At 55.3% G+C, this 26165-nt stretch carries 24 protein-coding genes and 1 tRNA gene; 7 read left to right on the top strand and 18 right to left on the bottom strand.

Going from position 1 to position 26165, the window contains the following annotated elements:
- Window positions 1-1638 carry a dihydroxyacetone kinase family protein gene (locus tag I6I12_RS00990; RefSeq protein WP_200288466.1) on the top strand — a complete coding sequence of 546 codons (1638 nt, stop codon included), beginning with the start codon at window positions 1-3 and terminating at the stop codon, window positions 1636-1638.
- Here the strand turns inward: I6I12_RS00990 and I6I12_RS00985 are convergent.
- On the bottom strand, window positions 1598-2257 hold the full coding sequence (locus tag I6I12_RS00985) for an HAD family hydrolase (protein ID WP_200288465.1): 660 nt from the start codon (window positions 2255-2257) through the stop codon (window positions 1598-1600). The two genes, I6I12_RS00990 and I6I12_RS00985, sit on opposite strands and share 41 nt — an antisense overlap.
- Before the next feature lie 69 nt (window positions 2258-2326).
- Here I6I12_RS00985 and I6I12_RS00980 point away from each other — a divergent pair, with 69 nt between their 5' ends.
- The 3 genes from I6I12_RS00980 to I6I12_RS00970 all read left to right on the top strand — a co-directional run bounded on the left by I6I12_RS00980 (window position 2327) and on the right by I6I12_RS00970 (window position 5381).
- Complete coding sequence (locus I6I12_RS00980) at window positions 2327-2857, top strand: peptidylprolyl isomerase (protein WP_034656094.1); 531 nt, start codon at window positions 2327-2329, stop codon at window positions 2855-2857.
- 109 nt (window positions 2858-2966) lie between these two features.
- Complete coding sequence (locus tag I6I12_RS00975; RefSeq protein ID WP_200288464.1) at window positions 2967-3620, top strand: rhomboid family intramembrane serine protease; 654 nt, start codon at window positions 2967-2969, stop codon at window positions 3618-3620.
- A gap of 306 nt (window positions 3621-3926) precedes the next feature.
- Window positions 3927-5381 carry a phytoene desaturase family protein gene (locus tag I6I12_RS00970; protein WP_200288463.1) on the top strand — a complete coding sequence of 485 codons (1455 nt, stop codon included), beginning with the start codon at window positions 3927-3929 and terminating at the stop codon, window positions 5379-5381.
- Here I6I12_RS00970 and I6I12_RS00965 read toward each other — a convergent pair.
- From I6I12_RS00965 to I6I12_RS00925, 9 genes are all read right to left on the bottom strand, one after another.
- Window positions 5332-5898 carry a hypothetical protein gene (locus I6I12_RS00965; RefSeq protein WP_200288462.1) on the bottom strand — a complete coding sequence of 189 codons (567 nt, stop codon included), beginning with the start codon at window positions 5896-5898 and terminating at the stop codon, window positions 5332-5334. The genes I6I12_RS00970 and I6I12_RS00965 overlap by 50 nt on opposite strands.
- A 74-nt stretch (window positions 5899-5972) precedes the next feature.
- Window positions 5973-6242, bottom strand: coding sequence for a cell division protein CrgA (crgA, locus tag I6I12_RS00960; RefSeq protein WP_005326260.1), 270 nt, complete (start codon window positions 6240-6242; stop codon window positions 5973-5975).
- Between the two features lie 64 nt (window positions 6243-6306).
- A complete protein-coding gene (gene pknB / locus I6I12_RS00955; RefSeq protein ID WP_200288461.1) occupies window positions 6307-8265 on the bottom strand; it encodes a Stk1 family PASTA domain-containing Ser/Thr kinase in 1959 nt (652 codons plus the stop codon).
- A 3-nt stretch (window positions 8266-8268) separates the two neighbouring features.
- A complete protein-coding gene (locus I6I12_RS00950) occupies window positions 8269-9714 on the bottom strand; it encodes a serine/threonine-protein kinase (protein WP_200288460.1) in 1446 nt (481 codons plus the stop codon).
- Window positions 9714-11144 carry a penicillin-binding transpeptidase domain-containing protein gene (locus tag I6I12_RS00945; protein WP_049361022.1) on the bottom strand — a complete coding sequence of 477 codons (1431 nt, stop codon included), beginning with the start codon at window positions 11142-11144 and terminating at the stop codon, window positions 9714-9716. Before I6I12_RS00945 ends, I6I12_RS00950 begins: the two co-directional genes overlap by 1 nt.
- Window positions 11141-12493 carry an FtsW/RodA/SpoVE family cell cycle protein gene (locus I6I12_RS00940; RefSeq protein ID WP_200288459.1) on the bottom strand — a complete coding sequence of 451 codons (1353 nt, stop codon included), beginning with the start codon at window positions 12491-12493 and terminating at the stop codon, window positions 11141-11143. Before I6I12_RS00940 ends, I6I12_RS00945 begins: the two co-directional genes overlap by 4 nt.
- 3 nt (window positions 12494-12496) lie before the next feature.
- A complete protein-coding gene (locus I6I12_RS00935) occupies window positions 12497-13861 on the bottom strand; it encodes a PP2C family protein-serine/threonine phosphatase (RefSeq protein WP_200288458.1) in 1365 nt (454 codons plus the stop codon).
- Entirely contained in the window at window positions 13858-14310 is a 453-nt protein-coding gene (locus I6I12_RS00930; protein WP_005329668.1) for an FHA domain-containing protein FhaB/FipA, read from the bottom strand. Before I6I12_RS00930 ends, I6I12_RS00935 begins: the two co-directional genes overlap by 4 nt.
- A 25-nt stretch (window positions 14311-14335) precedes the next feature.
- A complete protein-coding gene (locus I6I12_RS00925) occupies window positions 14336-15169 on the bottom strand; it encodes an FHA domain-containing protein (protein ID WP_200288457.1) in 834 nt (277 codons plus the stop codon).
- Between the two features lie 199 nt (window positions 15170-15368).
- Here I6I12_RS00925 and I6I12_RS00920 point away from each other — a divergent pair.
- Window positions 15369-15456: transfer RNA gene (locus I6I12_RS00920), tRNA-Leu, on the top strand.
- 301 nt (window positions 15457-15757) lie between these two features.
- Here I6I12_RS00920 and I6I12_RS00915 read toward each other — a convergent pair.
- A complete protein-coding gene (locus I6I12_RS00915) occupies window positions 15758-16045 on the bottom strand; it encodes a VOC family protein (protein WP_234288201.1) in 288 nt (95 codons plus the stop codon).
- A gap of 219 nt (window positions 16046-16264) precedes the next feature.
- On the opposite strand from I6I12_RS00915, the gene I6I12_RS00910 reads away from it, so the two are divergent.
- Window positions 16265-17206, top strand: coding sequence for a helix-turn-helix transcriptional regulator (locus I6I12_RS00910; protein WP_200288455.1), 942 nt, complete (start codon window positions 16265-16267; stop codon window positions 17204-17206).
- Between the two features lie 270 nt (window positions 17207-17476).
- Here I6I12_RS00910 and I6I12_RS12120 read toward each other — a convergent pair whose 3' ends face one another.
- On the bottom strand, window positions 17477-17764 hold the full coding sequence (locus tag I6I12_RS12120) for a 4-fold beta flower protein (protein WP_432417963.1): 288 nt from the start codon (window positions 17762-17764) through the stop codon (window positions 17477-17479).
- 613 nt (window positions 17765-18377) lie between these two features.
- On the opposite strand from I6I12_RS12120, the gene I6I12_RS11950 reads away from it, so the two are divergent.
- Window positions 18378-18632 carry a hypothetical protein gene (locus I6I12_RS11950; RefSeq protein ID WP_234288146.1) on the top strand — a complete coding sequence of 85 codons (255 nt, stop codon included), beginning with the start codon at window positions 18378-18380 and terminating at the stop codon, window positions 18630-18632.
- 195 nt (window positions 18633-18827) lie between these two features.
- On the opposite strand, the gene I6I12_RS11945 is transcribed toward I6I12_RS11950, so the two are convergent.
- From I6I12_RS11945 to I6I12_RS00870, 6 genes are all read right to left on the bottom strand, one after another.
- On the bottom strand, window positions 18828-19313 hold the full coding sequence (locus I6I12_RS11945; protein ID WP_234288145.1) for a hypothetical protein: 486 nt from the start codon (window positions 19311-19313) through the stop codon (window positions 18828-18830).
- Window positions 19314-19538: 225 nt separating this feature from the next.
- Window positions 19539-20204: a hypothetical protein gene (locus I6I12_RS00895; RefSeq protein ID WP_200288454.1), complete on the bottom strand. Its 666-nt coding sequence runs from the start codon at window positions 20202-20204 to the stop codon at window positions 19539-19541.
- A gap of 388 nt (window positions 20205-20592) precedes the next feature.
- A complete protein-coding gene (locus I6I12_RS00890) occupies window positions 20593-20772 on the bottom strand; it encodes a hypothetical protein (RefSeq protein ID WP_200288453.1) in 180 nt (59 codons plus the stop codon).
- A 446-nt stretch (window positions 20773-21218) separates the two neighbouring features.
- Complete coding sequence (locus I6I12_RS00880; RefSeq protein WP_200288452.1) at window positions 21219-21683, bottom strand: hypothetical protein; 465 nt, start codon at window positions 21681-21683, stop codon at window positions 21219-21221.
- Window positions 21684-21788: 105 nt separating this feature from the next.
- Window positions 21789-22190 (bottom strand): hypothetical protein, encoded by a 402-nt coding sequence (locus I6I12_RS00875; RefSeq protein WP_200288451.1) that lies wholly within the window; start codon window positions 22188-22190, stop codon window positions 21789-21791.
- A 90-nt stretch (window positions 22191-22280) separates the two neighbouring features.
- Window positions 22281-26132 carry a coiled-coil domain-containing protein gene (locus tag I6I12_RS00870; RefSeq protein ID WP_200288450.1) on the bottom strand — a complete coding sequence of 1284 codons (3852 nt, stop codon included), beginning with the start codon at window positions 26130-26132 and terminating at the stop codon, window positions 22281-22283.
- Between the last annotated feature and the right edge of the window lie 33 nt (window positions 26133-26165).

Below are 26165 nucleotides of genomic sequence, written 5' to 3'. Positions count from 1 at the left end.
ATGAACCACTCCGCATTCCGTAATAGTCAAGACACTTTTCTCTCCGACGCCCTCGCTGGGCTCATCGCCAACCACCCCGATGCTCGCTGGCACGACGTTGGCTTCATTGGCCGCTCCACGCCGCTGCGCACCGCGGACGGTGATCCGGCAGTGGCGGTGATTTCCGGTGGCGGTTCCGGTCACGAACCGATGCATGCCGGGTTTGTCGGCCAGGGCATGCTCGCAGCGGCCTGCCCGGGGTTGCTCTTTACCTCCCCGAACGCGGTCCAGGTCAGCGAGGCCACCCAGTGGGCTGACCAGGGCAGGGGAGTAGTCCATGTGGTGAAGAATTACACCGGAGACGTCATGAACTTTACCGTCGCTCGCAACGCCGCCGAGGCGGTAGACACCCGCACGGTGCTGGTGGCCGATGATATTGCCACCGATGGCAATGAGGACGGCCCCGGTCGCCGCGGTACGGGTGCGACCATCCTGGTGGAAAAGGTCGCAGGAGCTGCTGCCTACCGCGGCGATGACGTGGATAAGGTTGCTGAATTAGGGCAGCGCGCCGCGGATAATTCTCGGAGCATGTCCGTGGCGTTGGGTGCCGGTTTTATGCCGACTACCGGCCGCGAGACCTTTGATCTTGCAGCCGGCCAGATGGAGGTGGGTGTGGGCATTCACGGTGAGCCGGGCACCCACACTGAGCAGGTAGATAGCGCGAGCGCTATCGTAAATCAGGTCCTGGATAAGATCGTGCCAGCCCTTGAGCTGGGTCAAGGCGATGAAGTGGTGTGCCTGGTCAACGGCCTAGGCGGCACCACCCCGCTGGAGCTGAGTTTGCTCTTTGGTGAGGCCGCCGCGCAGTTGGCCCAGCGTGGCGTCACCGTAGCTCGGTCGTTGGTGGGCTCCTATGTCACCGCGGTCAATATGCACGGTGCTTCCTTTACTCTGCTCAAGGCAGATGCGGAGCTGCTCGAGCTTGTCGACGCCCCCACTGCCGCCCCCGCCTGGCCGCACACCCTGGGCCGCGCGAAGGCGGTAGAACCCGCCACCATCACCTTCCAGGATGAACTTCCTACCGAGGGCGAGGAGAACCAGTGGCTCACCGCCTTTGTGGAGCGTCTCCAAGCCTCCTTCGAGGCGCTTACTGAGCTGGACCGCAAAGCCGGCGACGGCGACTTTGGCCAGAACATGGAGGCGGCCTTCGGCGGCATTGAGACTCCACTGCGCGGCAGGGATACCGAGATCTTCACCGGGCTGGCCAAGCGCCTGCTCGTCCTCGCCGGTGGTACCTCCGGCGCTGTATTCGGCACGCTCTTTAATGAATTGGCTCGGGCGGAGTCGCTGGCGGACGGGCTCAATGCAGCGGCTGAATTAATCCACGAGCTCGGCGGCGCCCAGCGCGGTGATCGCACCATGCTAGATGCCCTCATTCCGGCCGCAGAAAAAGCCCGCGAGCTAGGTGCGAAGGATCCGGACGCGGAGACCTTGCAGGAGCTTTTCGACGCCGCCCATGCCGGCGCCCTCGACACCGAGGACCTTGCTGCAAAGAAGGGCCGCGCCTCCTACCTGGGAGATCGCAGCAAGGGCGTTATCGATCCGGGCGCCATCGTGGTCAGCTGGCTCTTTGGGGGAGAACCTCTCTCAGCGCACTAAGCGAGCGCAGATCTCCATCACCCGCACGGTCGAGGTGGAGCGCATGCAGCCCTGCCTTGCGCGCCCCCTGCACATCGTTGGTGAGGGAATCGCCCACCATGAGCGTGTCTGCAGCATCCACTCCGAGCTGGCGGCAAGCAGCGAGGTAGGCCGCGCGCTGCGGTTTGGGGCAGCCGAGGTCGACGGTGGGGATGAGGAGGACGTCGGCAAGCGCAAGGCCCGTGGCCTCCAGCTTCGCCTGCTGCATTTCGCGCTCGCCGTTGGTGAGTATGCCGACCTGAAAGCCGGATTCGAGGGCCCAGGTGAGGGTGGGCAGGGCGTCGGAAAAAGCGCGCCATTGCTCCCGGTAGGCGGAAAGATAGCCGTCGTAGGCGGCCAGCGCCTCGGCATCGCTCATGTCCCGGCCGAGGAATTCGCGGCAGCGCGCCGCGCGCTGGCCGTGGTGGGAGACCTCGCCGCGCTCATAGGCTTGAAACCACTTTCGTTCAATAGCCGCGAATCGCGGATGCTGGCCCTCGGGCAGTCCGAGCTCGCGGCACCACTGATCCACCGCGTCTCGGGCCGCGCCGGAGTGATCGAGCAAGGTGTCATCCAGATCAAAAAGAAGCGCGCGAATCATACCTTCAGGCTATCGCGATCGCTGACAGCGTTATGTCATGCGCGGCAGGCACGCGTTAAATTCTTTACAATGGCTGGCATGACTCAGAAGACCGCAACTGCAACGATGCATACCAACTACGGTGACATTGTTATCGATCTCTTCGGTAACCATGCACCGGTAACCGTTGAAAACTTCATCGGCCTGGCCAAGGGCGAGAAGGACTACTCCTCCCAGAACGCAAAGGGCGAGCAGTCCGGACCGTTCTATGACGGTGCAATCTTCCACCGCATCATCGATAACTTCATGATTCAGGGCGGCGACCCGACCGGCACCGGCCGCGGTGGCCCGGGATACCAGTTCCAGGATGAATTCCACCCGGAGCTGCAGTTCGACCGCCCATTCCTGTTGGCCATGGCTAATGCTGGCCCAGGCACCAACGGTTCCCAGTTCTTTATCACCGTGGCGCCGACCCCGCACCTGAACAACCACCACACCATCTTTGGCGAGGTAACTGACGCTGCTTCCCAGGAGGTTGTGTCCAAGATCGCCAAGGTGGATACTGACCGCATGGACCGTCCGCACGAGGACGTTGTTATCGAGTCCATCGATATCGCGTAATCGCCTTTTTCCTCGGGCCCGTCACCGCATTATTCGTGCGGCGGCGGGCTCGTTGCAGTTTTCCCGAGCTATCCACAGCCAGACCCCCGCCTAAAGGACTGACAACTTCATGACCATCGTGAGAAACTATGTCCGCGCTACCCCAGCGACCGCGCTCATCGCCGCCGTCTGCATCATCGCTTGGCTGATTACCGCGGTGCAGGCGCGCACGCTAGGAGCCACCTTCTATGATTCCCCGCTCGCAGCGGATTGGGGCCTGTGGGGACCGGATTATCCCTTCCGCCCCCAGACTGCGCTGTCTTCGGAGTTCATGCACCTAGACGCGGGCCATTTGGCGGTGAATATGATCATGCTCTTGCTCATAGGCAGGGAAGTGGAGCGGACGCTTGGCACCGGGTTGTATCTTGCCTCCTATTTCATCTCGTGCCTAGGCGCGTCCGCCATGATCTTGAAATTCGACTTCAATACCCCCACCGTCGGCGCCTCCGGTGCGCTCTTCGCACTCATGGTCATGCTGGTAGGTGCTTATCGCCAGCGCGGGCTCGATCTCCGCGCGCCCATCGCCCTGGTTGTGGCGAACGTGGCCTATACCTTCCTGGCCAATGGCGTATCCCTGTGGGGACACTTGGGTGGGTTGTGCACAGGCCTCGTGTTGAGCCTTTTTCTCTATCGAAAAAGCCCCTCTCTTCGCTGGGGCGGTGTTGTTGTGGTGGCCGCGGTAATCCTCGCGCTCTTGGCCCAACAAGCTGGGTTTTGGGGATAACTGTGGAATTTGATCACCGGAAAGCATGTGCGAAAGAATTCCACAATGTTTATCCACAATGTGGATAACTACATTTTTGTAATTTACCGAACGCTTTTCCGGAGTTTTCCCTGATCACGCTGGTCTAGACTGTGCGAAAGTAAGAAAATCCGCCTGTGGAAGTCCGTGAAAACAGTTATCCACAGGGTGTTAATAATTGTGTGAAATTCACATTTCACAGGCTTTCTCCACAGCCTGTGGATAACTTTCTACCCACTGTGTGAGCAAGACTGATAAATTTGGGTACTGACCTGCATAAGGAGCATTGTGGATAATCAACCTCGCGCTGTGATCGTCGGCGCAGGACCTAATGGACTCACGGCCGCGGCGCGTTTGGCCATGGCTGGCTGGAGTGTGGATATCTACGAACGGGCCGACTGGGCCGGTGGTGCGGCAGCCTCCTCGGCGGAGATTTTTCCGGGGACGATTGTGGATCTCGGAGCGGCCGGGCACCCTTTTGGCGTGGCGAGTCCGGCGTTCCACGCCCTTGATCTGGAATCCCATGGTTTGCGGTGGCTTAACGCCCCCTATCCCATGGCCCATCCGTTAGAGGGAGCCCCGGCCGGAATCCTGCAGAGTTCTTTGGCGGATACGGCCGCGGAGTTGGGAGTCGATGCTCACGCATGGACGCGGTTGCACGGACACATTGTCCGGCATATTGATGAGCATGTGGCGAATGCACTAACGCCGCTGGTGCGTTGGCCCGATCGCCCCGTGCGCTTGGCGCAATTCGGTGCGGCCGGAACGTTGCCCGCAAGTCAGCTCGGCCGAGCGGCCTTTGCTACGCCACAGGCCCGCGCACTCTTCGCGGGCAGCGCGGTCCACGCGATTACCTCGCCTACGAGGCCATTTACCTCCGCATTCGGCTTGCTCTTTGGCGGGTTGGGCATGACCCGCGGCTGGCCCGTGGTGGAGGGCGGCACCGGCGCTCTTATCGACGCCCTCTTAAACCTCCTCCGTTCCCATCATGCGCGCCTCCACACCGGATGCGAGGTTCGCGACCTGCGGGAATTGCCCGCAGCCGAGGCGATTATTCTGAACCTGACCCCGCAGCAGATCCTGGGGCTGCGTGGGCTAGAGCTTCCCAGCCGTGTTCGCCGGAGCCTGGCGCGCTGGCGATATGGCAGCGCCGTCTTCAAAGTGGATTTCCATCTCAGCGAGCCCGTGCCGTGGACCGACCCGCGCGTGGGCCAGGCCGGCACCGTGCACGTGGGAGGCACGGTAGAGGAGATTTGTAGGGCAGAGGGGGACGTCGGCAAGCGGCGCATGCCCGAGCGACCCCTAGTATTGGCCTGCCAACAATACGTGGCCGACCCTTCCCGTGGGCTTACGCTGTGGACTTATGCGCACGTCCCGCGCGGCTATGCGGAGCGCTATCCGGGTGAGGTAACCGAGCTGATTACTGCGCAGATCGAACGCTTTGCCCCCGGTTTTCGGGATACCATCCTGGCTACCCACGCCACTAGCCCAGCCGAGCTGGAGCGGTGGAATCCCAACCTGGTGGGCGGCGATATTGCCGGCGGATCCATGACTGGGCTGCAAACTCTCCTGCGGCCACGCCTTTCGCCCCATCCGCATCGCCTCGCTCCGGGAGTATATATGGCCTCCAGCTCCGCCGCTCCCGGTGCTGGTGTGCACGGTATGCCGGGATGGTGGGCCGCCGAAGAAGCGCTCAGCGGGTGGAAAGGCGGCGCTGCCAGAAAAAGAGGCCCGCGCCGATGAGCCAGAGAGTCGCAGCGGCGAAGTACCCAGGGATGGTCGTGGTGCGGGGCAAGTAGGACCTGCCTGGGACGAGCCCTGCTATGACAGGCTCGATGAGGAAGCCCAGGACGGCGAGATAGTCGAACCACCGGAACTGGGCCGAGGCCGCGCCGGCCAGCCCCAATACCGGTCCAGAGAGGAGAGCCAGGATAAACCACTGGGCGTTGTACTCAAATGCCTCGCGCCAGTTGTACACACCGAAGACCACGAGCAAGGCGTAGTGCACGGCCAGCATCAAGACGATAATTCCCGTACCGGCCAGGAGTGCCTTGAGCCACCGGCCCGAATAATTCTTGCCTATGAGGTAGCTAAAGATTCCCCACACCATGCCCGAGCCCAGGACATTGCCTAGGTAGTTGCGCACGGAAAGGCGGAGGGGAGCGGCGCCGGTGAGTAGGGTGGGGTCGGCAAACGCGATGTGCACGGCCGCGTAGGCCACAGAAATGATGAGGCCAGCAGCAAAAATGTGGCGAGACATGTGGCTCCTAGATATGAAAAACCCTCGCCACCTACAGGAAGCAGGGAGCGAGGGAACAGGCTGGGAGGTCTAGCTTAGCGCCACCCCATGGTCATCAGCAGGCCGATGATGGCCAAGCCAAAACCGATGCCATAATTCCAAGCGCCGAGGTCCGCCATGAATGGGATGTCCTGGCCAGCGAGGTAATTGACCACGAGCCACAGCAAGCCGATGACCATCAGGCCCAGCATGATGGCTACGTACCACTTCGGGGTGCCCTCCGAATTGATCTTGACGGGGGTGCGGTTGGTAGCAGAGCTCGAGGTAGGGACGGAGGAGCTCTGAGAAATCTTTGACTTCGGCATAAGATACCTTTTCTAGATTTAAGTTCTTATCTAAGTTCGTACTGAGACCTTAGGATACCAGCAGCTATGGCTGCGGCAGAAGTGCAGCGGGGTCGAAATTCCACAGGCGAACCTCAATGTTTTGATCCTTACGCATGGTATCGCCTGGATTCACAGAGGCCCAGCCAATCTTATTGTTATCCACCAGCGCGCCGGTAGGCACGGGCTCCCCCGGCACCAGCTGGCCAGTCCAGCCAGCCGCGCGGAGTTCATCTTCGGCCTGCTTCTGACTCTGTCTTACCAGGTCAGGAGCCTTAAAGAGCATGCCATTGGAGACCTCAACGGTGACCGGCTTGCCCTTTTCCAGCTCCGCGCCTTCATTGGATACGCTCAGCACCGTGCCCTTCGGCTCCAAAGAATCGACTTCGCGCACGTCTACATCAAAGTCATTGGACTCGAGACGGCTCTGGGCATCTTCTACATTCATTCCGGAAACATTGGGTACGCGCTTCTTTTCGACGCCCTTAGATACCGTCACCCGTACCTTCGATCCCTTAGACAGCTGCGTGCCGCCGGCCGGATCCTGCTTGATGATTTGGCCGGCTGGTGCTTCATCGTTTTCCTCCGAAACGTCGGAGTTGAGTGCCAAGCCCGCCTCTTCGAGGGCTTGGGAGGCTTCATCCAAGGTCATGCCGGTAATGTCCGGGACATCTGTAATTTCCTTACCGGAGGACACAGTCAACGTTACTGAGGCATTCTTTTGCAGCTCGGAACCCGGGGCGGGATTGATGCGAATGGCATTATTGCGAGGGATATCCGGGTTAGCTTCCTCATTGACGGTAACCTGCAGGCCCATGTCTTCGAGTTCCTTAACCACCTCATTGCGCGGGCGGTTTTCCACCTCTGGCACGATGATCTTGTCGTGCGGGGCAGATTGGGTCTGGCGTGGCTTTTCGGGATCCTCCTTGTCATTGGAGAAGAAGTCCCATGCGAAGTAGCCCACGATAGCTACCAAGAGGGCGGCCAAGAAGGCAGCCAACCACTTCATCCAGCCGCCGCCCTGCTTGTCATCCTCTTCGGAGGGGCGGGTGGATTGAATCGGTGCGCGGTGCGCTGCCGCAGGGGCCGCGGCGGCTCCCACCATCTCGGTAGGCTGCTCGACCTCGTCCTCATTAACATGCATGCGCGCTGCCGCGGTGACCTGTCCATTGCGCAGGCGTTCCAAATCGCCGGCCATCTCCCAGGCGGATTGATAACGATCCGCAGGGTGCTTCGCCATTGCGGTAAGCACCACCGCATCAATGTTGACGCGCTGGGTGGGGGTTAGTGAAGGATCCGCGATGAGCTCCGACGGTGGTGTCGGCTCTTCCTGTACGTGCTGATAAGCAACCGCAAACGGGGTTTCGCCCTCAAATGGGGTCTGACCGGTAAGGGCCTCGTAGAGCACGCAGCCCAGTGCATAGACATCCGAACGGGCATCCGCATTCTTACCGCGGGCTTGCTCGGGAGAAAGATATTGGGCGGTGCCGATAACGGCGGAGGTTTGCGTCATCGCCGAGGTGGAATCATCCAAGGCGCGAGCGATGCCGAAGTCCATCACCTTCACCTGGCCGGTGTTGGTGAGCATAATATTCGCCGGCTTGATATCACGGTGGATAATGCCGGCTTCGTGCGAGGCTTGCAGTGCATCCGCTACCGGTTTGAGGATATCGGCCGCTTCCTGGGCGGATAGTGCTCCATCCTCGCGAATAATATCGCGCAAAGTGCGGCCATTGACCCGCTCCATGACGATATACGGGATGGTCATGCCATCCAGCTCGGTTTCCCCGGTGTCATAAACCGCCACGATATTGGGATGATTCAACTTGCCCGAGTTCTGGGCCTCGCGGTAAAAACGCTCCCGGAAGTTGACGTCGCGCGCCATTTCCGGGCGGAGCATCTTTACCGCAACCTGGCGGCCTAGGACGGTGTCTTCGGCAGCATAGACCTCAGACATGCCGCCGGCGCCGATGATCTCGCCTCTCCGATAGCGGTCATTGACCATCGCTTAGTCACCCTCCTGTGTCAGTAAATCAGCCAAGTCTCCGGGGAGCTCATTAGCCTGCGAGTTTACTGGAGTATCCAGCTCAGGTGTGTTTTCAACGTGCGTATCCTGCGGATTCTGTTGCGTCGGTAGGGCCGGGGGCTGCTGTTGGTGGGTGGGCGAGTGGCGCGTGGGTGTCTCACGGTGAGTAGTACGCGGAGTCTCTTCTTGCTCCGTCTCCTGCGGCTCGGTCTCTGTCACCGTCACCGGTGCTGGGGCCTCTTCCGTATCTTCGTCCGGGGTGTCTTGGTGGGTGGTGGTGGGATCGCGGTACTCCGTAACCACCGAGGTTTCCGGCGTGCTGGAGGGTGCGCTCGTTCCCTCGCTATCGCTTAGCTGCTGGTAGGCGAGGTAACCACCGCCGGCCAAGGCCGCGAGGAGCAAGGTGATGCCCAGGCCCTTCAGAAAGGAGGAGCCACCCTTCGATTCCTTAACTGGAGCGGTTCCCGCTGCCGGATGGATCGTGGTGGGTTGGGCAACGTTGCCCAACATCTCCGTCGAGGCGGACGGCGATGGTTCTGGTGCGCGCTGCGTTAGTGGAGCAGACTTGGGCTGCGGCGGGCGCTTGCCCAAGCGGACTGCGGAGATGGCTAGAGTGAACTCGTTGCCATCGGCGTAGCGGGTGGCCGGATCCTTGCGCAACGCAATGCGAATGAGCTCGCGCGCCGGGGCGCTGATATTTGTCGATAGCGGATCCGGCTCCTGATTGATATGCGCCAGGGCGATGGACACGGAGGAATCTCCGGTAAAGGGACGCTTGCCGGCGAGCATTTCATAGCCAACGACGCCGAGTGAATAGACGTCGGAAGCCGGCGTCACATCCTTTCCCTGTGCTTGCTCGGGAGACACATACTGTGCGGTGCCTACCACCATGCCGGTGCGAGTCAGCGGCACGGCTGCGGCTGCCTTGGCAATGCCAAAGTCCGTGATCTTGACCTGGCCATTTTGCGTAATGAGCAAGTTGCCGGGCTTAATATCGCGGTGCACGAGCTCCATGCGGTGGATGATGGACAGGCCATGCGCAGCCTGCTCGAGGACGTCGAGAGTCAGCTCCTCCTGCAGCGTATTTTCGCGCGCCAGCAGGTCTGCAAGGGATTCGCCACGGACGTATTCCAAGGCCATGAAACAGAATTTGCGGCCGTTGTCTTCCAACTCGCGGTAATCATAGGTGGCTACCACGTTCTCGGACTGAATAGATTCGGCCGATTTTGCTTCGTTGCGGAAACGCGAGAGGAACTCTTGGTTATCGGAAAACTCCGGGCGTAGAACCTTGAGCGCGACCTCCCGATCATTGCGGGTGTCATCGGCCAACCACACGGTGGACATTCCGCCGTGGCCGATTACCCACTGCAGCTCGTAGTCGCTGCCAATCAGTGCCTGGAGATGTTCCTTATTCTCGGCGCTATTCATTACTGCTCCCCCTGGTATGCGCGCAGGATAGCGCGGCCAATTGGGCCGGAAACCTTGCCGCCTGTCGCGGACTCACCTAAGTTACCACCATTTTTTACCACGACGCCCACTGCGATATCCCGCTCCGGATCGAAGGCGACGTACCACACGTGCGGGGCTAGGCCCTCGCCATGCTCAGCGGTACCAGTCTTGGAAGCAAAGCCATTGCCATCATATCCAGCGGAGGAACGCTCCGAGGCATACATCAAATCAGTAAGCGTAGCCGCAGTTTCCTCGTTAACCGCCTGGTCCGCCTTCTTTGGTTTGGTGGTGCGGATGTCCTTCATCTGGGCGTCGGTAATGCGATTGACCAGGTAGGGCTGCATGCGGGTGCCCTTATTGGCCACGGTGCCCGCCATAACAGCTGCTTGCAGCGCGGTCATGGTGACATCGCGCTGACCAATGGCGGACTGCGCCGTGGCCGCCCCATCCGGCAAATCGCCCAAGGTACCGGCGGAGGTGGAGACGCCCAGGTCATAGTTTTCTCCCACGCCAAAGGCCTTGGCATATTTGCGCAACTCATCTGCGCCGAGCTGCTCCGACATCTCCACAAAAGCGGTATTGCACGACAGCGCAAAGGCGGTCTGCAGGGTTACCGCATCCTGGCCGTTGCACTTTTGGTTGGCATAGTTAGTCAGCTCCGTCACCGTGTCTGGCAAGGTAATGACATTGGAACCGGTCAAGGTGGAGGAAGGATTAAAACCGTTGTTCAGACCGGCCGCGGTGGTAATGATCTTGAAAATGGAACCGGGAGGCAGCGTTTCTGCACCGGCGTGGTTGACCAGCGGCTGCCCCTCCTGCTCTTGCAGGTTGGCCCAAACATCTTCAGCGGAATCGCCCATCAGATCATTCGGGTTATAGCCAGGGTTGGAGGCCATAGCCAGAATCTTGCCGGTGGAAGGCTGAATGGCAACCGCAGACCCCTCGTAACCCGGGCCCACAAGCTGATCATAGGCAGCCTGCTGGAGTGCAGGATCAATGGTGACCTCTACATTTGCGCCCTGCTTCGGCTTATCGGCCAGAGCATCGAGCCAGTTTTGCTTCATCAATGAATCATCGGTGCCATTGAGGATGTCATTTTGGGAGGACTCTAGTTCCGAGGCACCAAATTGGCTCGACAAGTAGCCGGTCAAGTTGCCAAAGGCCGGTGAATCAATGGGGTAGGAGCGCGAGTAGGTCTCGTCTGGATTCTGCGTCGACTGTGCCAATACGGTATTGCCCGCGAAGATCTGTCCGCGCGGGGTGGTCTGCATTTCCATGAAGCCGCGCATATTCCGCGGATTATGGGCGTATTTATCTTCAGAAAAAGCCTGAATCACCGTCAAGTTGACCAGCAAGATGGCCGTCAAAATGATGGCGAATAAGGACACTAGACGGATGGATCTATTCATCGGTGAGCCTCCTGGACCGACGGGAACATGGAGGTATCGCTCGGCGCATTGCTCGAGGTCTCCTGCATGGGGCGACGAGCCGCGTTAGAGATCCGCAGCAAAATCGCCAATAACACATAGTTAGCCATGAGAGAGGAACCACCGGCAGACATGAACGGCGTGGTCAAACCGGTCATCGGCAGCAGGGCAGAAATGCCGCCGGTGACCACGAAGACCTGGACTGCCAAGGTAAGAGAAAGACCGGAAGCCACCAGCTTGCCATAGGTATCGCGGGTGCGCAGCGCAGTGCCAAAGCCGCGGATGGCCAGCATACCGAAAAGCACCAGTACGCCGGCAAGGCCAATGAGGCCGAACTCCTCACCGATTGCAGCAAGGATGTAATCCGAGTGGGCCACCGGAACGAGTTCTGGATGCCCCTCGCCCAAGCCGCTGCCAGAGATGCCACCGGAAGACAAGCCGAATAGCGACTGGGAGAGCTGGAAACCCGTGACGTCATAATTGCCCAGCGGGTCTAAGAAGTTAGAAAAGCGTTGCTGGATTTTCGCGGAGATCTGATAAATACCAAAACCGCCCACTCCGACGAGGACCACGCCGATAAGCAGCCAGCTCACTCGGCCGGTGGCCATAAACAGCATGCCAAGGACGGTGCTAAACAGCAGCAGCGCTGGGCCGAAGTCATTGGAGATACCCATGATGACGATCGCGACGGCCCAAATGATCAGGATGGGTGCGAGGTCGCGCAAGCGCGGCAGGGAGATACCCAGTACTCGGTATCCCGCCACGGTAAACAGGGAGCGTTTTTGCGTCAGCAGCATGGCAAAGAACAAGATCAACAAAATCTTGGAGAACTCACCCGGCTGGATGGAAAAGGGGCCCAAGTTTATCCAGATGCGTGCCTCCACGTCCGCAGGCTGCGGCCACACCAGTGGCAGGGCCAGCAGGACAAGGCCTGCGGCACCCAAGATATAGGAGTAGCGCGTCAGCGAGCGGTGATCCTTCAAAATGGCCAAGACCAGCACGAAGAGTACGAGTCCGACGACGGTCCACATGACCTGACGCACCGCGAGCCCGCTTTCTTTAACCAGATCTAGGCGGGCCAACATGATGAGCCCGATGCCATTGAGGATCGCCACAATCGGCAGCATGATCTGATCGGCATAAGGTGCTAAGAAGCACATCACCAGATGGGCGACGGTAAAGACGCCAATGAAACCGCCAATGAGATAAACCAGGTCCATGGTCAGAGCGTTGTCCTGGGAAAGCTCCAAGCTCACCAAGGTAATAGCGAAGACAATAGCGGCTAGGATGAGCAGGCCGAGTTCGGTCCCTCGGCTAAAAAACTTTTTCACAACCTACACCTCCCGGCAGGTGACGCCAGGCTTGTTTTTCTTGGCATCCTTCTTATCTTTTTGGCTCGGCGCAGTAATACATGGCTTGAGCGCCTTATCGCCCAAATCATTGACTTGCTGCTGCACCTCACCCAGATCACCAGTGGAGAGATGGTCGACGGCGCTGCGTTCAGATTCCGGTAGGTCCGTAACCTTTAGCGGTGCAAAGTCGCCCTTGCATGGCTCGCCGGAAAAGAGGAGCGAATTGCTGTCATTGATGCACACGTATTGGTTCGTGGAGTGTAGTTCCTTGCCAAAGACGGAGTAATCAGCACCCTGTTGGATGGTGATTTCCTGTGCCTCGTTGGTAGCTACGTAATAATTATTGGACAAGAAGTTCTTTGCCCACAGTCCGGCACCGATGACCAGTGCGAGGACGATGAGCAGGGCAAGAAGGACCTTCCAGCCGGTCTTTCGGCCGGAAGTTTCCTCCTCCGCTTCTTCATCAGCTGGCTCGGGGCGCTCCTCCTCACCATCGGACATGACGGCCGGTGGAATTACTTGAGGCTTGCGGGAGAGTTGTGCCGCCCGCGAGGCGGAAGAATCCGGATGGGTTGGGTCTTCCGTAGGGCCCGCGAGGGCGCCGACGCGGAATGGTTTGTGCTCCTGGGGGCTTTCCTCGGTTACTTCACCGATAACCACGGTGACATTATCCGGGCCTCCGGAACGGATGGCTAGGTCCACTAGGGTGGAGCCGGCCTGCTCAATGCTGCCTTGCCCCAGTGCGGTCTCAATAGTGGAGGCGGTTACCGGATCCGAAAGCCCATCGGAGCACAACAGGATACGGTCGCCGGGCTTGGCGTCGAGAGTAAATAGCGTTGCTTCGACCGGGCGGCCCGTATAGGCCTTTAGAATGAGGGACTTTTGCGGGTGCGACGAGACGTCGCCTGGGTCCAGTTCGCCCTTATCCACCAGGGATTGCACGTAGGTATCATCCTTGGTGATCTGCTCGAGTTTGCCGTCGCGCAGCAGGTATCCGCGGGAATCACCCACATGGCAGACGCCGAAATCCGTGCCGTTGAAGAGCATGGTGGTCAGCGTGGTACCCATGCCTTCGGTTTCTGGGTGGGCCTTGACATGGTCACTGATGGCCTCATTGGCCTGGTCAGCGGCCGCTTCTAGTAGCGCCGTGGTGTCTTCCTGGCCCGGGTTTTGGTCCAAGATTTCTAGGTGGTTGACCATCAGCTCGGAGGCAACCTCGCCTGCTGCGTGGCCACCCATGCCATCGGCCAAGATCAAAAGGTGAGGACCGGCGTAGCCTGAGTCTTCGTTATTATCGCGAATGAGGCCGCGATCGGACTTAGCAAAGAAGTTCAGCTTCAGTGTCATGCGTTCAACCTCACGGTAGTGCGGCCCAGCTTAATTTCGGAGTCCGCGCCGACTACCTCGGGTTGGTCGATGCGCACGCCATTGACAAAAGTGCCATTGCGAGATTCCAAATCTTCTACTACCCATTCGCTACCGCGGCGGAATAGCCGGGCATGGTGGCCAGAAGAATAATCATCGCCCGTGACAAAATCGCAATCAGAGGCTCGGCCCAGCGTGCAATCCTCTAGTGTGCCCAATTCCATGTGGGAGCCTTGCAACGGCCCCTCAACGATGGACAGCTGCTTAATCGCTTCCCGACGCCGCGGTGCCCCCACCTTCTTCGACTGTTGGCGGATAGCACCGGCGGACTTATTGGTATCGCGGCGCATGGCGTTCAAGGCCACCAGGATAAAAATCCAGAGCAGAGCCAACAAGCCGATGCGAAGCGCCAGCATGATGACTGCATCCATGGCGACCTCCCTTCCTTAACTGAACTTAGTAGCTGTGCGAATCAAGGCCCGTGATGCGGACCTCGATGTGGGAATGGCCCATGGTGATCACGTCGCCATCGGCAAGCAGCCAATTATCAATCGGCGTTTCATTCACGGTGGTGCCGTTGGTGGACTGCAAATCCACCAGAACCGCATCCTGGCCGTTCCAGGTGATTTCCGCGTGCTGACGGGATACGCCCGTATCCGGAAGCCGCAGGTCGGCGTCGTTGCTGCGGCCGATAATATTGGAGCCTTCTTGCACGTGATAGACGCGCGAGGAGCCATCCTGCAGCATCAGGTTGACTGCGGGGCCCTGTGGCTGCGGAGCGGGTTGACTATCTGGAGCAATGAAAGCGGTAGTTACCGCGTCATCAGCCGTATTCTCGTGCTGCTCGGTCATCTGGTCCTCCTGACCATCAAAGTCGTGGAAAATAGCCTCAAAACCGGTCTCTTCCGTGGGCTCGTGATCAATAAACGAGGACACGCGAAGCTGACCCGTGCGCAAACCAGATTCCTCCGCCACACGCACGATCACGGGGCCCGCAAGGGACCATCCGCTATTGCGAATGAAGCGCGACAACTGGTCTGCACAATCGGCCGGCACATTGCGATCCTGCGACAAGTTCTCCAAATCCTTGGAGGAGACACCTACAGTCATCACGTTTGGACTATAAAGGTTGTCATCGTCGCCGCGCGCGAGATTGTCCTGCGCTTCTTGCTTCAAAAGCTCATCAATTTCCGCGGGAACGACCTTGCCGCCGAAGACAAGGGCCATGCCGTTATCAAGGCCGCGTTGCATGGCGGAGTCCAGCTTCGCCAGCTTTTCCAAAAACGCCACGAGCTATTCTCCTTTCCACCATGCAGCGATCAGTAGCGATCAGTATAGTTTGTTCACCCCCTCGAAACGTAGATGGCGACGCGAAAGTTCCCAGAAATTTCCCTTCTCTTTGCCCGAAATAGTTTATTTTTCCTGCAGATTTGTAGTTCTGAGCAGCATTCGTGGTATCTTTATCAAGTCGCTAAGACATCCACACCCTGCCCGGGTGGCGGAATTGGCAGACGCGCTGGCTTCAGGTGCCAGTGTTCGATAAGGACGTGCGGGTTCAAGTCCCGCCCCGGGCACCATGAGCAGTTGTACAAACTGCGACACCGGAGGTAACAAACTCGAAAGGGTTCGTGACCTCCGGTTTCTTTGTTTTTGTGAACTTTGGCGATCGAGGATTGTAAGTGTGGGGATTTACTTCCTAACTCCCGCTCTCGGCTTTCGTACTTTTGTTTTCGAACGTATCAACAAGGCATTTTGCTTGTTATTTTGATCTGACGCCCTGGCTTTAGATCCTGATTCGGGGCAATTGGAATCCTCCAACTGAGATGTTTTCCTTGGGGTGTTGGAGGATTTCCTAGTTGTTGAATCCCGATTTAGGAATTAATCGACTGGGCTGACGCGGATAAGGTTTCCATCAGGGTCGGCAACTACGAAGGTGCGGCCGAAGACGTCATCGTAGGGTGGCTGCACAATTTGGACTCCTTTTGATTTCCATAGACGGTATGTCTCATTAATGCGGGTTGCCGGTCCATCCAACATCAAACCTATTTCGCTTGTTCGCGGTGCTTGTTTCTCCATGTGGGTGTTATGGCCGGTCCATACAGCAAACAGGACATCCTGTGAAATTTCGAATGCTACATATCGAGGACTGATGAACGATGGCTGCATGTCGAATAAATCGCTGTAGAAGGCAGTAGAGGTCTCGACATCAGAGACATAAGTCAGGAAAAGATTGGGGGTTGGCATTGCCGTTCTCCTCTCGGTGAGTGGTGTTGTTTACGTGGCCAAAGAGCATTGGACCAAACAAACCTGACAAAGAGTGTCATAATCCGAAGATATTGTGGTTCCGGCGATAATTGGGGCATGAGATCGGCGCGACTGTTGTCTATGCTCTTGTTGTTGCAAACACGAGGCCGTGTTACGTCTGCGGAGTTGGCTTCACATTTTGAAGTTTCGCAGCGCACAATACTGCGTGACGTTGATGCGCTCTCGGCCGCAGGGATACCTGTTTACACGGAGCAAGGTATTCATGGCGGGATTGTGCTCGATAGGCGTTCTCGGTTGAACGCTTCTCGCTTGGATCCGATTGAGGTTCAGCTGCTGAGGATTCTTGGTGTTGGGGCGGATTCACTCGCGCACTTGGGGTTTGGCCAGGATATCGCCTTGTTGCAGAAGAAGTTGAACGCAGTCTCATCCTCTAGAGCATCCGATACTCATAATTTGGAAGAGAAGGTTCTATTTGATTCCAGTGGCTGGTTTAGCAATGAAACCCAAAGCGACTTAGAAGGTCTGCTGGAGGCTGTACGGAATGAAGCTCGAATTGAGGTGTTGTATCGCCGAAGTGGGGACAAGAAGCTGCAACGTGCTGTGGCTGATCCTTATGGGCTTGTGCACAAGGGTAGACGTTGGTACTTGGTCGTCGATGTCGATGGGGAACCAAGGATGTTGGCAGTCTCGCGCTTGGAAACCTTTCGCGTTTTAGGTCAAGCTGCTCAGCTTCGTCAAGGGCAAAGTTTGGCAAGGGTGTGGGCGCAGCTTGTTGTGCGTTTGGAAGAAGACATGCCAGTTCGTATCACCGCACTTCTTCGAGCGAATAGGCTTGATATGGCATCTCGCATTTTGGGATCACGGCTTATCCACCATGAACCCGTGGACGAAGACTTTGTCCGTATCGTGGTGGGATATGCGGATATTCAGGGGGTAAGGCAATTGCTTCAGTTTGGGGACCATATCTGGGTCACTGATCCCCCAGAAGCGGTAAAAATCACTGCTGATCTGGCTAACGAACTTGCGAAACGCCATAGCGGGACCACAAATCCTGAATCATAGAAACCATTGATGGGCATCGGGATGCCGTCGTAAACTCTCTGCTGAAAACGGTAAAAGGTGCGCTGACACTCTAGGAGTCCTCTAGAGCCTTGTGGTTGGAGATATGTAAGGAACGATGGCTTTCGTTTCACTCGCGGGGGCGGTGGAGTAAGGCTTCGGATGTTTAGAGTGCCCTCAGGGGTGAAAGTCTCTTACGATTGGTGAAGTTCGGCTGAGCTTAACAGAGGTTAATTTCGATGTTTCGGTGAAGTGCCACTGCACTGACGGCAACTAGGCCCCTATAAAGTCTTCCCATTTGGTAGAGGACCATCTCAATGAAGGGATCGGCCATACGGGCTGCACTGGTTCGATAGAGGGAATAGGAGAGATGGATGGGATTGGGGGAATAGGAGGAACCGAAAGGACGGGTTTTTGAGGGCCGGTGCTTGAATGCATGAGTGCGGCGACGGCACTACCGCTCAAGTCCAAGAAGCACCCGTTGATAAAGCGTCTTAAGGTTATACCACTAGGAGAAAACACATGTTCTTTGTTGATGAAAGCAATAGTATTACCCTGCATATTTCGGACTGAATTGTCGGTTATCCATGCAGCAAACGCTACCGTTGGATCTGAATATTGGCTCCATCCTTTAATCATTCTTGATGCGGTCGGAAATCATATCCTCAAAGAACCGGTCAATCCTGCCGGAAGCGCTTAGTATTTTTTCTGGTGCTGATTTTTCTGCTCTACTGTCGAAACACGGATATAGTCCACTCGCTGCCCATGCGAACCGGGATCTTTAGCTGCCGACACTACACTCACCCCCATCTGCAAACATAAGGCCCAGATCTCACTAGGAACATGTAAAACAATGGCCGAAGTGACCCTATTTTACAGGCAACATTCTGTGACAGACCGGCGTAACAATAGGGTGTACCTTTTAGCCATAGTGGAGACTCATGCAATTTAACTAAAGTTATGCAGCCTAGTGAAATACGGAGTGTGAATTATGGCGGAGGCGTGGAGTTCAGAAATTTTTTACCAGGAGATACGCCATTTACTAAAGAGGTATTTTCCCTCGGAAAATTGTGTGTCTCCCGATGATGTCGAAGTACGAGCTACCTGGAAAACGTCCAAGTACGCATATTGCGTATTTTCAGTTAAATCCGCGCAAGGACTTGCATATGTTGGCATGGAATTTGCGCTGATTCCACGACACACTCTTGAATCGGGTGAAAGCTACTCATCAGAGGGGAGAACCGCTGTTACGGGGTGGGGAGATCAGTTGGCAGGAAATGCTGTTGCCCCGTATTTAGATTACGGTTCCGACGATAAGATTGAATGGATTGGTGGCGAGAGAGACTACGATCCGAAGCATTTTGCGGAACTAGAAAAAATGAAAAGCGAAGGGGCAGATATTTATCTACCCCTAGCCACTCACGACTAGTCAGACAGACTAGCCCCTTCGCCTTTTAGTCGATATTGTGTTCCAAGTTAAACCATTGAGGAGCTACGTCGCTGTCATCGTTTGGTTCATTTCGTCCAATCGATGAAAATCATTAGCACAAACAAAAGTGACCTTAACTAACTGCTCTAGCTAAGGTCACTTTTCTTGCATCGTGATTTTACGATTTAATTACGCTCAAACCGTAAACGGACGTCCGTAGTCAATGTATTCATTACTCTTTTCCTGGAACGGAGCTAAAAGGTAGCGGCTTTTCCATGGGCAAGGAACTCTCCACAGATAGTAATCATCACCTACATATCCGTCTTCCCGTAGCACTCCTTCTGTCTCAGGGCGGGGGCGTACAACTCCATTAAACTTTTCGGGGATAAGGGCTCTACGACCTACTGGATCCGTCCACTGGAAATCACGTTCCCACCCTTCGTCAAAAGAACACCCATCAAAATAAACTAATACCTCACTCGGCGAACTGAGAGAATGGGGAGGATTCTCTATCGGAATTTCCTCGTACCAGATGTCATGGTCTACTTTTTTCCCTTCGTCAATCCACTCGAGAATCTCTTGCTCATCAAAACTGGCACCTGCAAAAACCTGGATTGCTGCATCAGGATCGGATAGAAAGAAGCGTTTGACGTAGGCGAGGTAAATATTAGATATATGCATTAACCGAGTCCTATCTTTTAAAGGTTGCCAGGAATCTTACATTTAACGCGAGCCGGATTACTATAGGCCCTCGCATAATAAGTTCCCGTTGAGGTAACAATTTTTCCTTCAGTTACCCCGATAAATGAGGTTTCGACGTCTCCAATGCAATCTTGTTCCACTTTAAGCGAGGTGTAGTCTATACAGCCTTGTAGAGCTAGGAATAAGAAAGTTCCGATCCCAGCATTAAAAATCCCAGAAATAGTCAATTGTTTTGCTCTCGGGTGCGCGCCAGTCACTAAGCTCTTCAACGTGAAGTGAGATCCACACACTGTCAATGTTTGATCCCCAATGACGGGCTAAAAGAACTGCCATGGAAAATTCTGTATCGATGACCGCCTCCTTCCACATTTGATGCTCACTCATTTCTGTATCGGAATAGCTTACGACTCGAATATAATGTTCAAAGTCAAAAGGCTTTCTCGCTAACGTGATGGACCGAGGATAATGAAGTCGCGGTGGCTTTTCGAGTGTATCTCCCCAGAATTCGGGATACCCTTTGTAGTCCAGAAGAATACTGGGCCATCCGGTGCTCGACGGTGGTGCTGCCCGGTGAATAATCTGATTGTTGCGCACCTCTGGGCCAAAATAATTAATTTTCTCCCCGTTACAAAAGGTGATCATCTCAGATTGAGCAGGAAAAGCATCCACATGGAAGGTCGTATAGTCGGTGAACGCCCCATGTTTATCTGTGGTTCCTCCGGGATAATGGATGCAGTCGTAAGACACTTCTCTAGCGGAATTGTGCTTTATGAGACTTGCTAGAACACCGGAAGAAGACAGATCGGATACTTCTTCAAACTCAGTTAGGTTCTGATTCTCGCAAAAGTTATCCCAGAGAATACTATGCACGGCTATCCCTCTCTTGACAGTGAGTACGTATCTTTACTGACTGCATTAGCCAAATGTGTGATCGTCAACAGGGTTAGTGAAAACACACAAAATTCGAAGAGATTTCGGTGGGAAAATTAAACATACCAGCAGCCCCTGATTCTGCAATTAAAGTGTATGTATTCTCGCCTCCCGTAAGTAGAATTCTGTGCTGTACAGGCACGGCGCTCCCTCCCTCAGGAAGACCGGGGGTTGCAGGGCTTGAGCAGCGTCGAAAATTCGAGCGGCGATTAGCGCCCTTGTTCGATAAAAGCTTCTAGTGCTTCAGCCACAAGGGCTTGCAGGGTGACGCCGCGCGAGCGGGCCGCATCAGTCGCTCGAGCCTTGAGGTCAGCAGGCACGCGTACGTTTATCGATACAAGCGCGGGGGGCGTGGCGGCGGCAGCTCCAGGGCGTGGAGGGTGGCCGTTTGTACCTCTTCGACGGTGTAGTGGTCGCCCAGGGCTGCAGCAGCCTTCGGGGCGAAAGCCTCCAGGCGGGCGCGGGCAGCTTGGGCAGCGGGTGAGGGCGGACGTTTACGTGTAGACATGATTTCATGTGTACACATAGGCGAGCTAGGTTGCTACTTTTTATTACTACCGCGCTAGCTAGCTAGCTAGCTTGCTATCTAGCATTCTTTCTAGACCATCCCGGCACAGGTCACAGCCGTTGCCTCTACCCAGCGATGCGAGTTGTCGGAAAAGCAAGCTCGAAATGACGGTTTTGGCTCTCTCGCCGAGCTTCAGGAAGCGCTAGATACTCACTATCCCGGATTAGCTGCCGATGACAAAGTCGACATCGTAGGGTTCAAGCTCCAGTAACTCGAACGAGCTCAAAGCGTGTTTGCTTTCTGTAGAAGCAGTAGAAACTACAGCAAAAGGCTGGGGCAATCCATGGCGAACGGTGCAGATTGTGGCGCTTGGGTATGCCCTAAATGTTTTCCGTTAAAGCATGGTGCTGCCGCTTCGTTCGCTAACATCTAAGGATTACTTTTCACTAGGCAAGGAACGATGTTTCAAGAAAGTCCTCGAGACTCCAATATCCAGGATCAAACCACGCAACGCCTTCGTCGACTTCGATTGCGACTAAGTGGTCAGGCAATAAGATGAGGAAATCATTTATCTCGGTGCGGATTCCTTGGCGTTGTAGCTCTTGTGCGACTCGTTCAGTGCTCTCCTGCGCGGTCTCGGCGGGGCGACGATTAAGGTCAACGCCATAGAAAGTGTCCGCGATTGACGCCTCCATGTACTTCATTTCAACGGTGACGCATTTACCGTCTTCCACGCAGCACACAATCTTGCGGCCAGGATCACCAGGCTCGAGTGTTTCGATATCAACCCAGCCTTCAAACTGTTCCTCATACGTATCCGCACCTAATTCCGAGTCATAGCATGCTTTAGTGGCCTGGTTCACCGTCATTCCAGGTTTTACGGGCAAGGGACAGGTAGCTTCAATTTTCATTGTCTCGTTGCACTTCCTTCTTCGTCGGTTGTTTAGTACGTCAAGGCCTTCGGTTAGGCTGTCGCGTAAGTCAGACTGCGCACTCGTGTGATTGAAATTGGCTGGTTATTCCCAGCAAATAGCCACAACTTTGCCGAATTGGTATGACAAAGCAATGGTCCCATTCTCGTGGGGAATGGTTATGCCGTCACGGTTATGTTCAAATTCGATCCCCACATCTTTTAGGGCTTTTACAAACTTTCGACTTGACAATGACAGTGGGATATCAAGGAAGCTATCTGTCTCCCGCGCGTCCAAGATTTCTATTGAGGTAATCAATCCGGCAGTCTCGTAGCTCTTAATGGTGTAATTGATTCCCCCAATTACACATTTGCCAAGAACCTGACCCGTAGTGTCCATTTTGAGAAATGAGATGTCTCGGTATCGGTAATCAGACAGAAGATCTTCGTAGTATGAAACAGGCGCAGACAGCTGCAACGGTTCAGGGACCTCAAAATTGAACTTCATTTTCTACACATTCCTTAATAGGTGATACTTTTATCGATCTGTGGCGATTGGAAGAATTCCATGCGGGCCATAGACTCTAGGTTCTGGAATCTATACCGCAAGTGTAGTGGTGTTTGAATCCATTGCCAGATTATCCGCAATTCGAGTGTTTCCGGTCCGAAAGTCTTTACTTAGGAAACCACGAGCTAGGGCGTCGTCAATCATTTCGTCTAGCGCCTGATCATATTTTCCATTAAAAGTACTTTTTATGTCTTCATATTCACGCTGAAATGCTTCATCAATTCTCCCTTCTCGAACTAATTGGGCCTGCTCCTCTTGGTATTTCTTTGCTGCAGCGCTGTTTCCCCAGGACAACGTATTCCTATGATCTGCTGGATCCATTTGAATTGCGGGAGCATTGTTAGGCTTCATTCCTTTCGGAAGTGACCTCTTCTCTTTTTTGATCACGGAAGAGGAAATGATGTGGTGCCGCTGGACTCTGAATGCTTGAAGTGGGTTGGTCCAAGCACGTGTCATCAGTTGATGATAGTTGCCTCCTCGATAGATCCTTCCCGATATTGAACCAACAGTGCATTTTGTGCTTACAATTTCTTCAAAACGCAGGCGCTCAAGAAAGCTCGTACTATTTACCGCAAATTGGACTCGATTTTTGGGGGAGGTAGATGAGCTGAGGGAAACGAGTCCGCAGGATGGGATGTTGTGAAGTTCTTTAAGCTTGGTTGAACGTTCGGCGCGTCGTGCGCTGAGCAAATGGCGGATTTCGCCAGTTTTGCTTAAGAGTCTACGCAGGACAGGTATTGCTTTGCCTGCTTTTAGAAGTTTCGAAACTGGAAGCAGGCTTACCGCTGTCCATAGGCAACCAGAAATCTCACCATGGAAGCAGTTAATAACATCAGTAACCCCAATGAAATCAAGAAGAAGATTTAATGCTTCTTTTCCAATCGCCTCCTTTATGCTTTCGAGAATTCCGGGTGAACTTGTGTCTACGCCGTCTTGAATTTTTCCAGCTTCGTAAGCGGCCTGAAGCTCTACTTGTTCGTTTTGCCATTTTTCAGTTGCTGCTTGGTATGCAGAATCTGCAGCCTGCGCAGCGGCTGCAGCATCTTTACCAGCCGCTGCAGCCGATCCTCTTGCTTGCTCTGCAGAGGATCGTGCTTGATTAGCCGATAAGTGGGCATCTAAAGCAAAGCTTTGTGCTTGATCAGAATTCGCAGACGCTTGGTTTGCGGCTTGTTCAGCTTGGTTTGCAGCTGTATGTGCACGTTGTTGCTGTTCTTTTGCAAAATTCAGTGATTCTTGAGCCGATGCCAAAGACATATGTGCTCGTTGCGCTGATTGCTGGGCACGGCCAGACCATTTCGTAGCTTCCTGTGCAAATGATGCGGCTTTCCGAGCATCACCATAGGCGGAAAAGTAGGACTCCTGTGCCTTAGCGGCTTCCTCTGCTGCTCGGTGAGCTGCAAAGAAGCCTTTCTCTAACAGCGCGTTGACCTGTTGGTCATGGGTGTTCTTTTCGGCATCATTTGCGCTTTTTCGAGCTGCTTCGATGGTGATGAACTCATTGAGCCCTTCTCGGTCTCCTAGAATTGCAGCTTCTGCAGCAGCTTTTAGTTCCGGTCCGCCTGTTCTTTCCAACTCGTAGGCTTGTAGGAGTTGATCTTCATGGAGGGCTTTGGAATAGCCGGTCCCGTTGACAAAATCATCAAGAGCATCATATGTTCCCTCGGAAATAGCTGCGTCTGCAGCTTGCTGGACTGCCTTTCCGGCGTTTTCTTTGAGGCTCCAGGCCTTTTCAAGCAAAATAGGGGTGCGAAGACGTTTCACTTCGTCGGTTGCAAACCAATGAACGACTACACCGTCTGCATTTACCCATTCCTCGGCTCCATTGCGAACCTCCTCGTTCGGGTCGGTTGCCCACCACGTTCTGAGTTGGTTTCGCTCATCATCTATTAACGCGGCAGAATACCCGTTTGTAGCAAACTGCCGAAGATCTTGATCTTTCCCGCTTGATAGAGCTAATTTCGCTGCTTCGGATACGGAAGGACCGCCGACTATCGCTGCAGCAATCGTTGCATCGCGAAGCTCACTTATATCGCTTGGCTCAGAAAGGCTCGCCCCAGAGCCATCTGCCGACTCTTCAAGCTCAGAATACGCCCCCAACTTCCTTAGCGTTGCTTCAAATTTCTTACGCCTATCTAGTTGATCGCTTTTATATTTATCGTCACGGGCTTCATCTTCATTTGCTTGAATTGCTTGGTCTTTAAGGTATTGGGCTTCTTGTTCTTGGCGCTGGGTGGCAGCTTCTTGAGAAAGTTTGGCGATGTCATTGGCAAGGTTGATGGCCTCGATAGATTTTAAGGCTGCTTCTTGGGCTGATTGAGCATTAGCACCGGCTCGTTGTGCGGCGGCAGAGGCATTGCCGGCTTCTCGTGCTGCGTCTTCTGCGGCTTGGGCGCTTTTATTTGCGTGATCGGCGGCTTGTCGAGCAGCTGTACGGGCTTTTTGTACTAGCTCGGTAATCTGATTGACGATTCCGTCGACTTCGTTAGAGGCTGCGCGTGCTCGAGAGGCTGCTGCGCGTGCTCGTGCCGCACCTGCTCGTGCTTCTGCAGCGGCTTGGTCACCGGCTCCTGCGGCGGCAGCTGCTTCGGATGCAGCGGCTGCTGCCGCATCAGCATTGTTTGCAGCGCTGGCTGCGGCGCCGCTGGCGGTGCGGGCAAAACCGGCAGCGGCGTCTGCGTGGACAAAAGATTGCGCGGCTTTGTCAGCAGCCCGTGCAGCATCACGAGCTCGTTCGGCTGCTTGGCGCGCTTGAGATGCCATGGAGGCGTCATAGCCTGCCGCGGAAGCACGGGATGCTGCTTCTTGGGCTGCAATACGTGCCCGAGAAGCAGCAGAGGCTGCACGAGCTAGAGCATCGGCAGTTTGGGCTAAGGCTTGTCGTGCTTCTGCTGCTGCAGCCACTGCGTTATCGGCTACTTGGGCAGACTGATTAGCAAGCTTTCCTGCCGACGCTGCGGCATTGCCTGCCCTTACTTGTGCTGCATCGGCGGCTAGTGCCTCATCTTTTGCTTTTTGAGTAGCCTGTCGAGATGCCTCTGTTGCCCGTCTGGCTTGGTCAGCGTTTGTTGCAGCGAAGCTTGCAGCACGCTGGGCTTTATCGGACTCTTCGATAGCGGTATCGACCAGTTCGGTAATACTCATCTTCTCTGAGTCTTGTGCTGCATCAACAAACTGCCCATAGCGAAGATACGACTCAATTGCTGTATCTGTATCTGTCATCAGTGCTTCAGAAGCGCCTGCAGCGACTGATGGGAGTGGGGATCGGGAAAGTTCGTAGACTTCGCGTCGTTTATCATCCCAGCGAGCTTTATCTGCACCTGTAGCTGCAAACTCGCTTAGGGCTTCTTCAGTGTCTGTAGATAGTGCCTTTTCGGCTGCTGCTTTAAGGACACTTCCTTCTGGTGCTTGGGTAGCTTTCCACGCGGTGGCACGATCGTCTTCGGTTTGGGCTGTTTGCCACCCAGTATCGATAAAGTTGCTGAGACTGTCGATATCACCTGCATCGAGTGCCTGTTTGGCTGCGTTTTGAACGTTTTCTTCAGATAGTGAAGAGATTGTCACCACTATTTGGCGAAGGTCTTGAGTGCGGGCCTCATCCATGCCTGATTTCGCATAAGCAGATAATTCTTCTTGCCCGCCCCGAAGTACTTCTTCAGCAGCTGCCTGCGAGGCAGGGAAGTTGGTGCTCACCATTTCAATGGCATAGTTTCTCGCTTGCTGTTCATCAGCAATCTCAGCGCCCAGGTCGCGTTGATCTGCTTGGGCAAGCGCATGCGCTGACGAAAGGCTAATCCCTACTGCAGCAGCGGTGATAACGGACATGATTTTTCGAGCGCAATGTGTCACTGTCTTCGCAGGGTGATGATGCTTGTAGCGCATGTGCGGACTTTCTTATCTATAAGGTATGGGTTA

Origin of the sequence: Corynebacterium kefirresidentii (assembly GCF_016599755.1) — a bacterium.
Lineage (GTDB): Bacteria > Actinomycetota > Actinomycetes > Mycobacteriales > Mycobacteriaceae > Corynebacterium > Corynebacterium kefirresidentii.
Note: the sequence above shows the minus strand (reverse complement) of the source record. Positions and strands in the feature narration are given on the sequence as shown.

What these genes read in the sequence shown, in the direction of transcription:
- I6I12_RS00990 (WP_200288466.1), top strand. Translation starts at nt 1, where the DNA reads ATGAACCACTCCGCATTCCGTAATAGTCAAGACACTTTTCTCTCCGAC.
- I6I12_RS00975 (WP_200288464.1), top strand. Translation starts at nt 2,967, where the DNA reads ATGACCATCGTGAGAAACTATGTCCGCGCTACCCCAGCGACCGCGCTC.
- I6I12_RS00950 (WP_200288460.1), bottom strand. Translation starts at nt 9,714, where the DNA reads ATGAATAGCGCCGAGAATAAGGAACATCTCCAGGCACTGATTGGCAGC.
- pknB (WP_200288461.1), bottom strand. Translation starts at nt 8,265, where the DNA reads ATGGTCAATGACCGCTATCGGAGAGGCGAGATCATCGGCGCCGGCGGC.
- I6I12_RS00880 (WP_200288452.1), bottom strand. Translation starts at nt 21,683, where the DNA reads ATGAAAATTGAAGCTACCTGTCCCTTGCCCGTAAAACCTGGAATGACG.
- I6I12_RS00935 (WP_200288458.1), bottom strand. Translation starts at nt 13,861, where the DNA reads ATGACACTGAAGCTGAACTTCTTTGCTAAGTCCGATCGCGGCCTCATT.
- I6I12_RS00930 (WP_005329668.1), bottom strand. Translation starts at nt 14,310, where the DNA reads ATGGATGCAGTCATCATGCTGGCGCTTCGCATCGGCTTGTTGGCTCTG.
- I6I12_RS00910 (WP_200288455.1), top strand. Translation starts at nt 16,265, where the DNA reads ATGCTCTTGTTGTTGCAAACACGAGGCCGTGTTACGTCTGCGGAGTTG.
- I6I12_RS00870 (WP_200288450.1), bottom strand. Translation starts at nt 26,132, where the DNA reads ATGCGCTACAAGCATCATCACCCTGCGAAGACAGTGACACATTGCGCT.
- I6I12_RS00915 (WP_234288201.1), bottom strand. Translation starts at nt 16,045, where the DNA reads ATGCAGCCATCGTTCATCAGTCCTCGATATGTAGCATTCGAAATTTCA.
- I6I12_RS11945 (WP_234288145.1), bottom strand. Translation starts at nt 19,313, where the DNA reads ATGCATATATCTAATATTTACCTCGCCTACGTCAAACGCTTCTTTCTA.
- I6I12_RS12120 (WP_432417963.1), bottom strand. Translation starts at nt 17,764, where the DNA reads ATGCAGGGTAATACTATTGCTTTCATCAACAAAGAACATGTGTTTTCT.
- I6I12_RS00965 (WP_200288462.1), bottom strand. Translation starts at nt 5,898, where the DNA reads ATGTCTCGCCACATTTTTGCTGCTGGCCTCATCATTTCTGTGGCCTAC.
- I6I12_RS00890 (WP_200288453.1), bottom strand. Translation starts at nt 20,772, where the DNA reads ATGTCTACACGTAAACGTCCGCCCTCACCCGCTGCCCAAGCTGCCCGC.
- I6I12_RS00945 (WP_049361022.1), bottom strand. Translation starts at nt 11,144, where the DNA reads ATGAATAGATCCATCCGTCTAGTGTCCTTATTCGCCATCATTTTGACG.
- I6I12_RS00980 (WP_034656094.1), top strand. Translation starts at nt 2,327, where the DNA reads ATGGCTGGCATGACTCAGAAGACCGCAACTGCAACGATGCATACCAAC.
- I6I12_RS00875 (WP_200288451.1), bottom strand. Translation starts at nt 22,190, where the DNA reads ATGAAGTTCAATTTTGAGGTCCCTGAACCGTTGCAGCTGTCTGCGCCT.
- I6I12_RS00985 (WP_200288465.1), bottom strand. Translation starts at nt 2,257, where the DNA reads ATGATTCGCGCGCTTCTTTTTGATCTGGATGACACCTTGCTCGATCAC.
- I6I12_RS11950 (WP_234288146.1), top strand. Translation starts at nt 18,378, where the DNA reads ATGGAATTTGCGCTGATTCCACGACACACTCTTGAATCGGGTGAAAGC.
- crgA (WP_005326260.1), bottom strand. Translation starts at nt 6,242, where the DNA reads ATGCCGAAGTCAAAGATTTCTCAGAGCTCCTCCGTCCCTACCTCGAGC.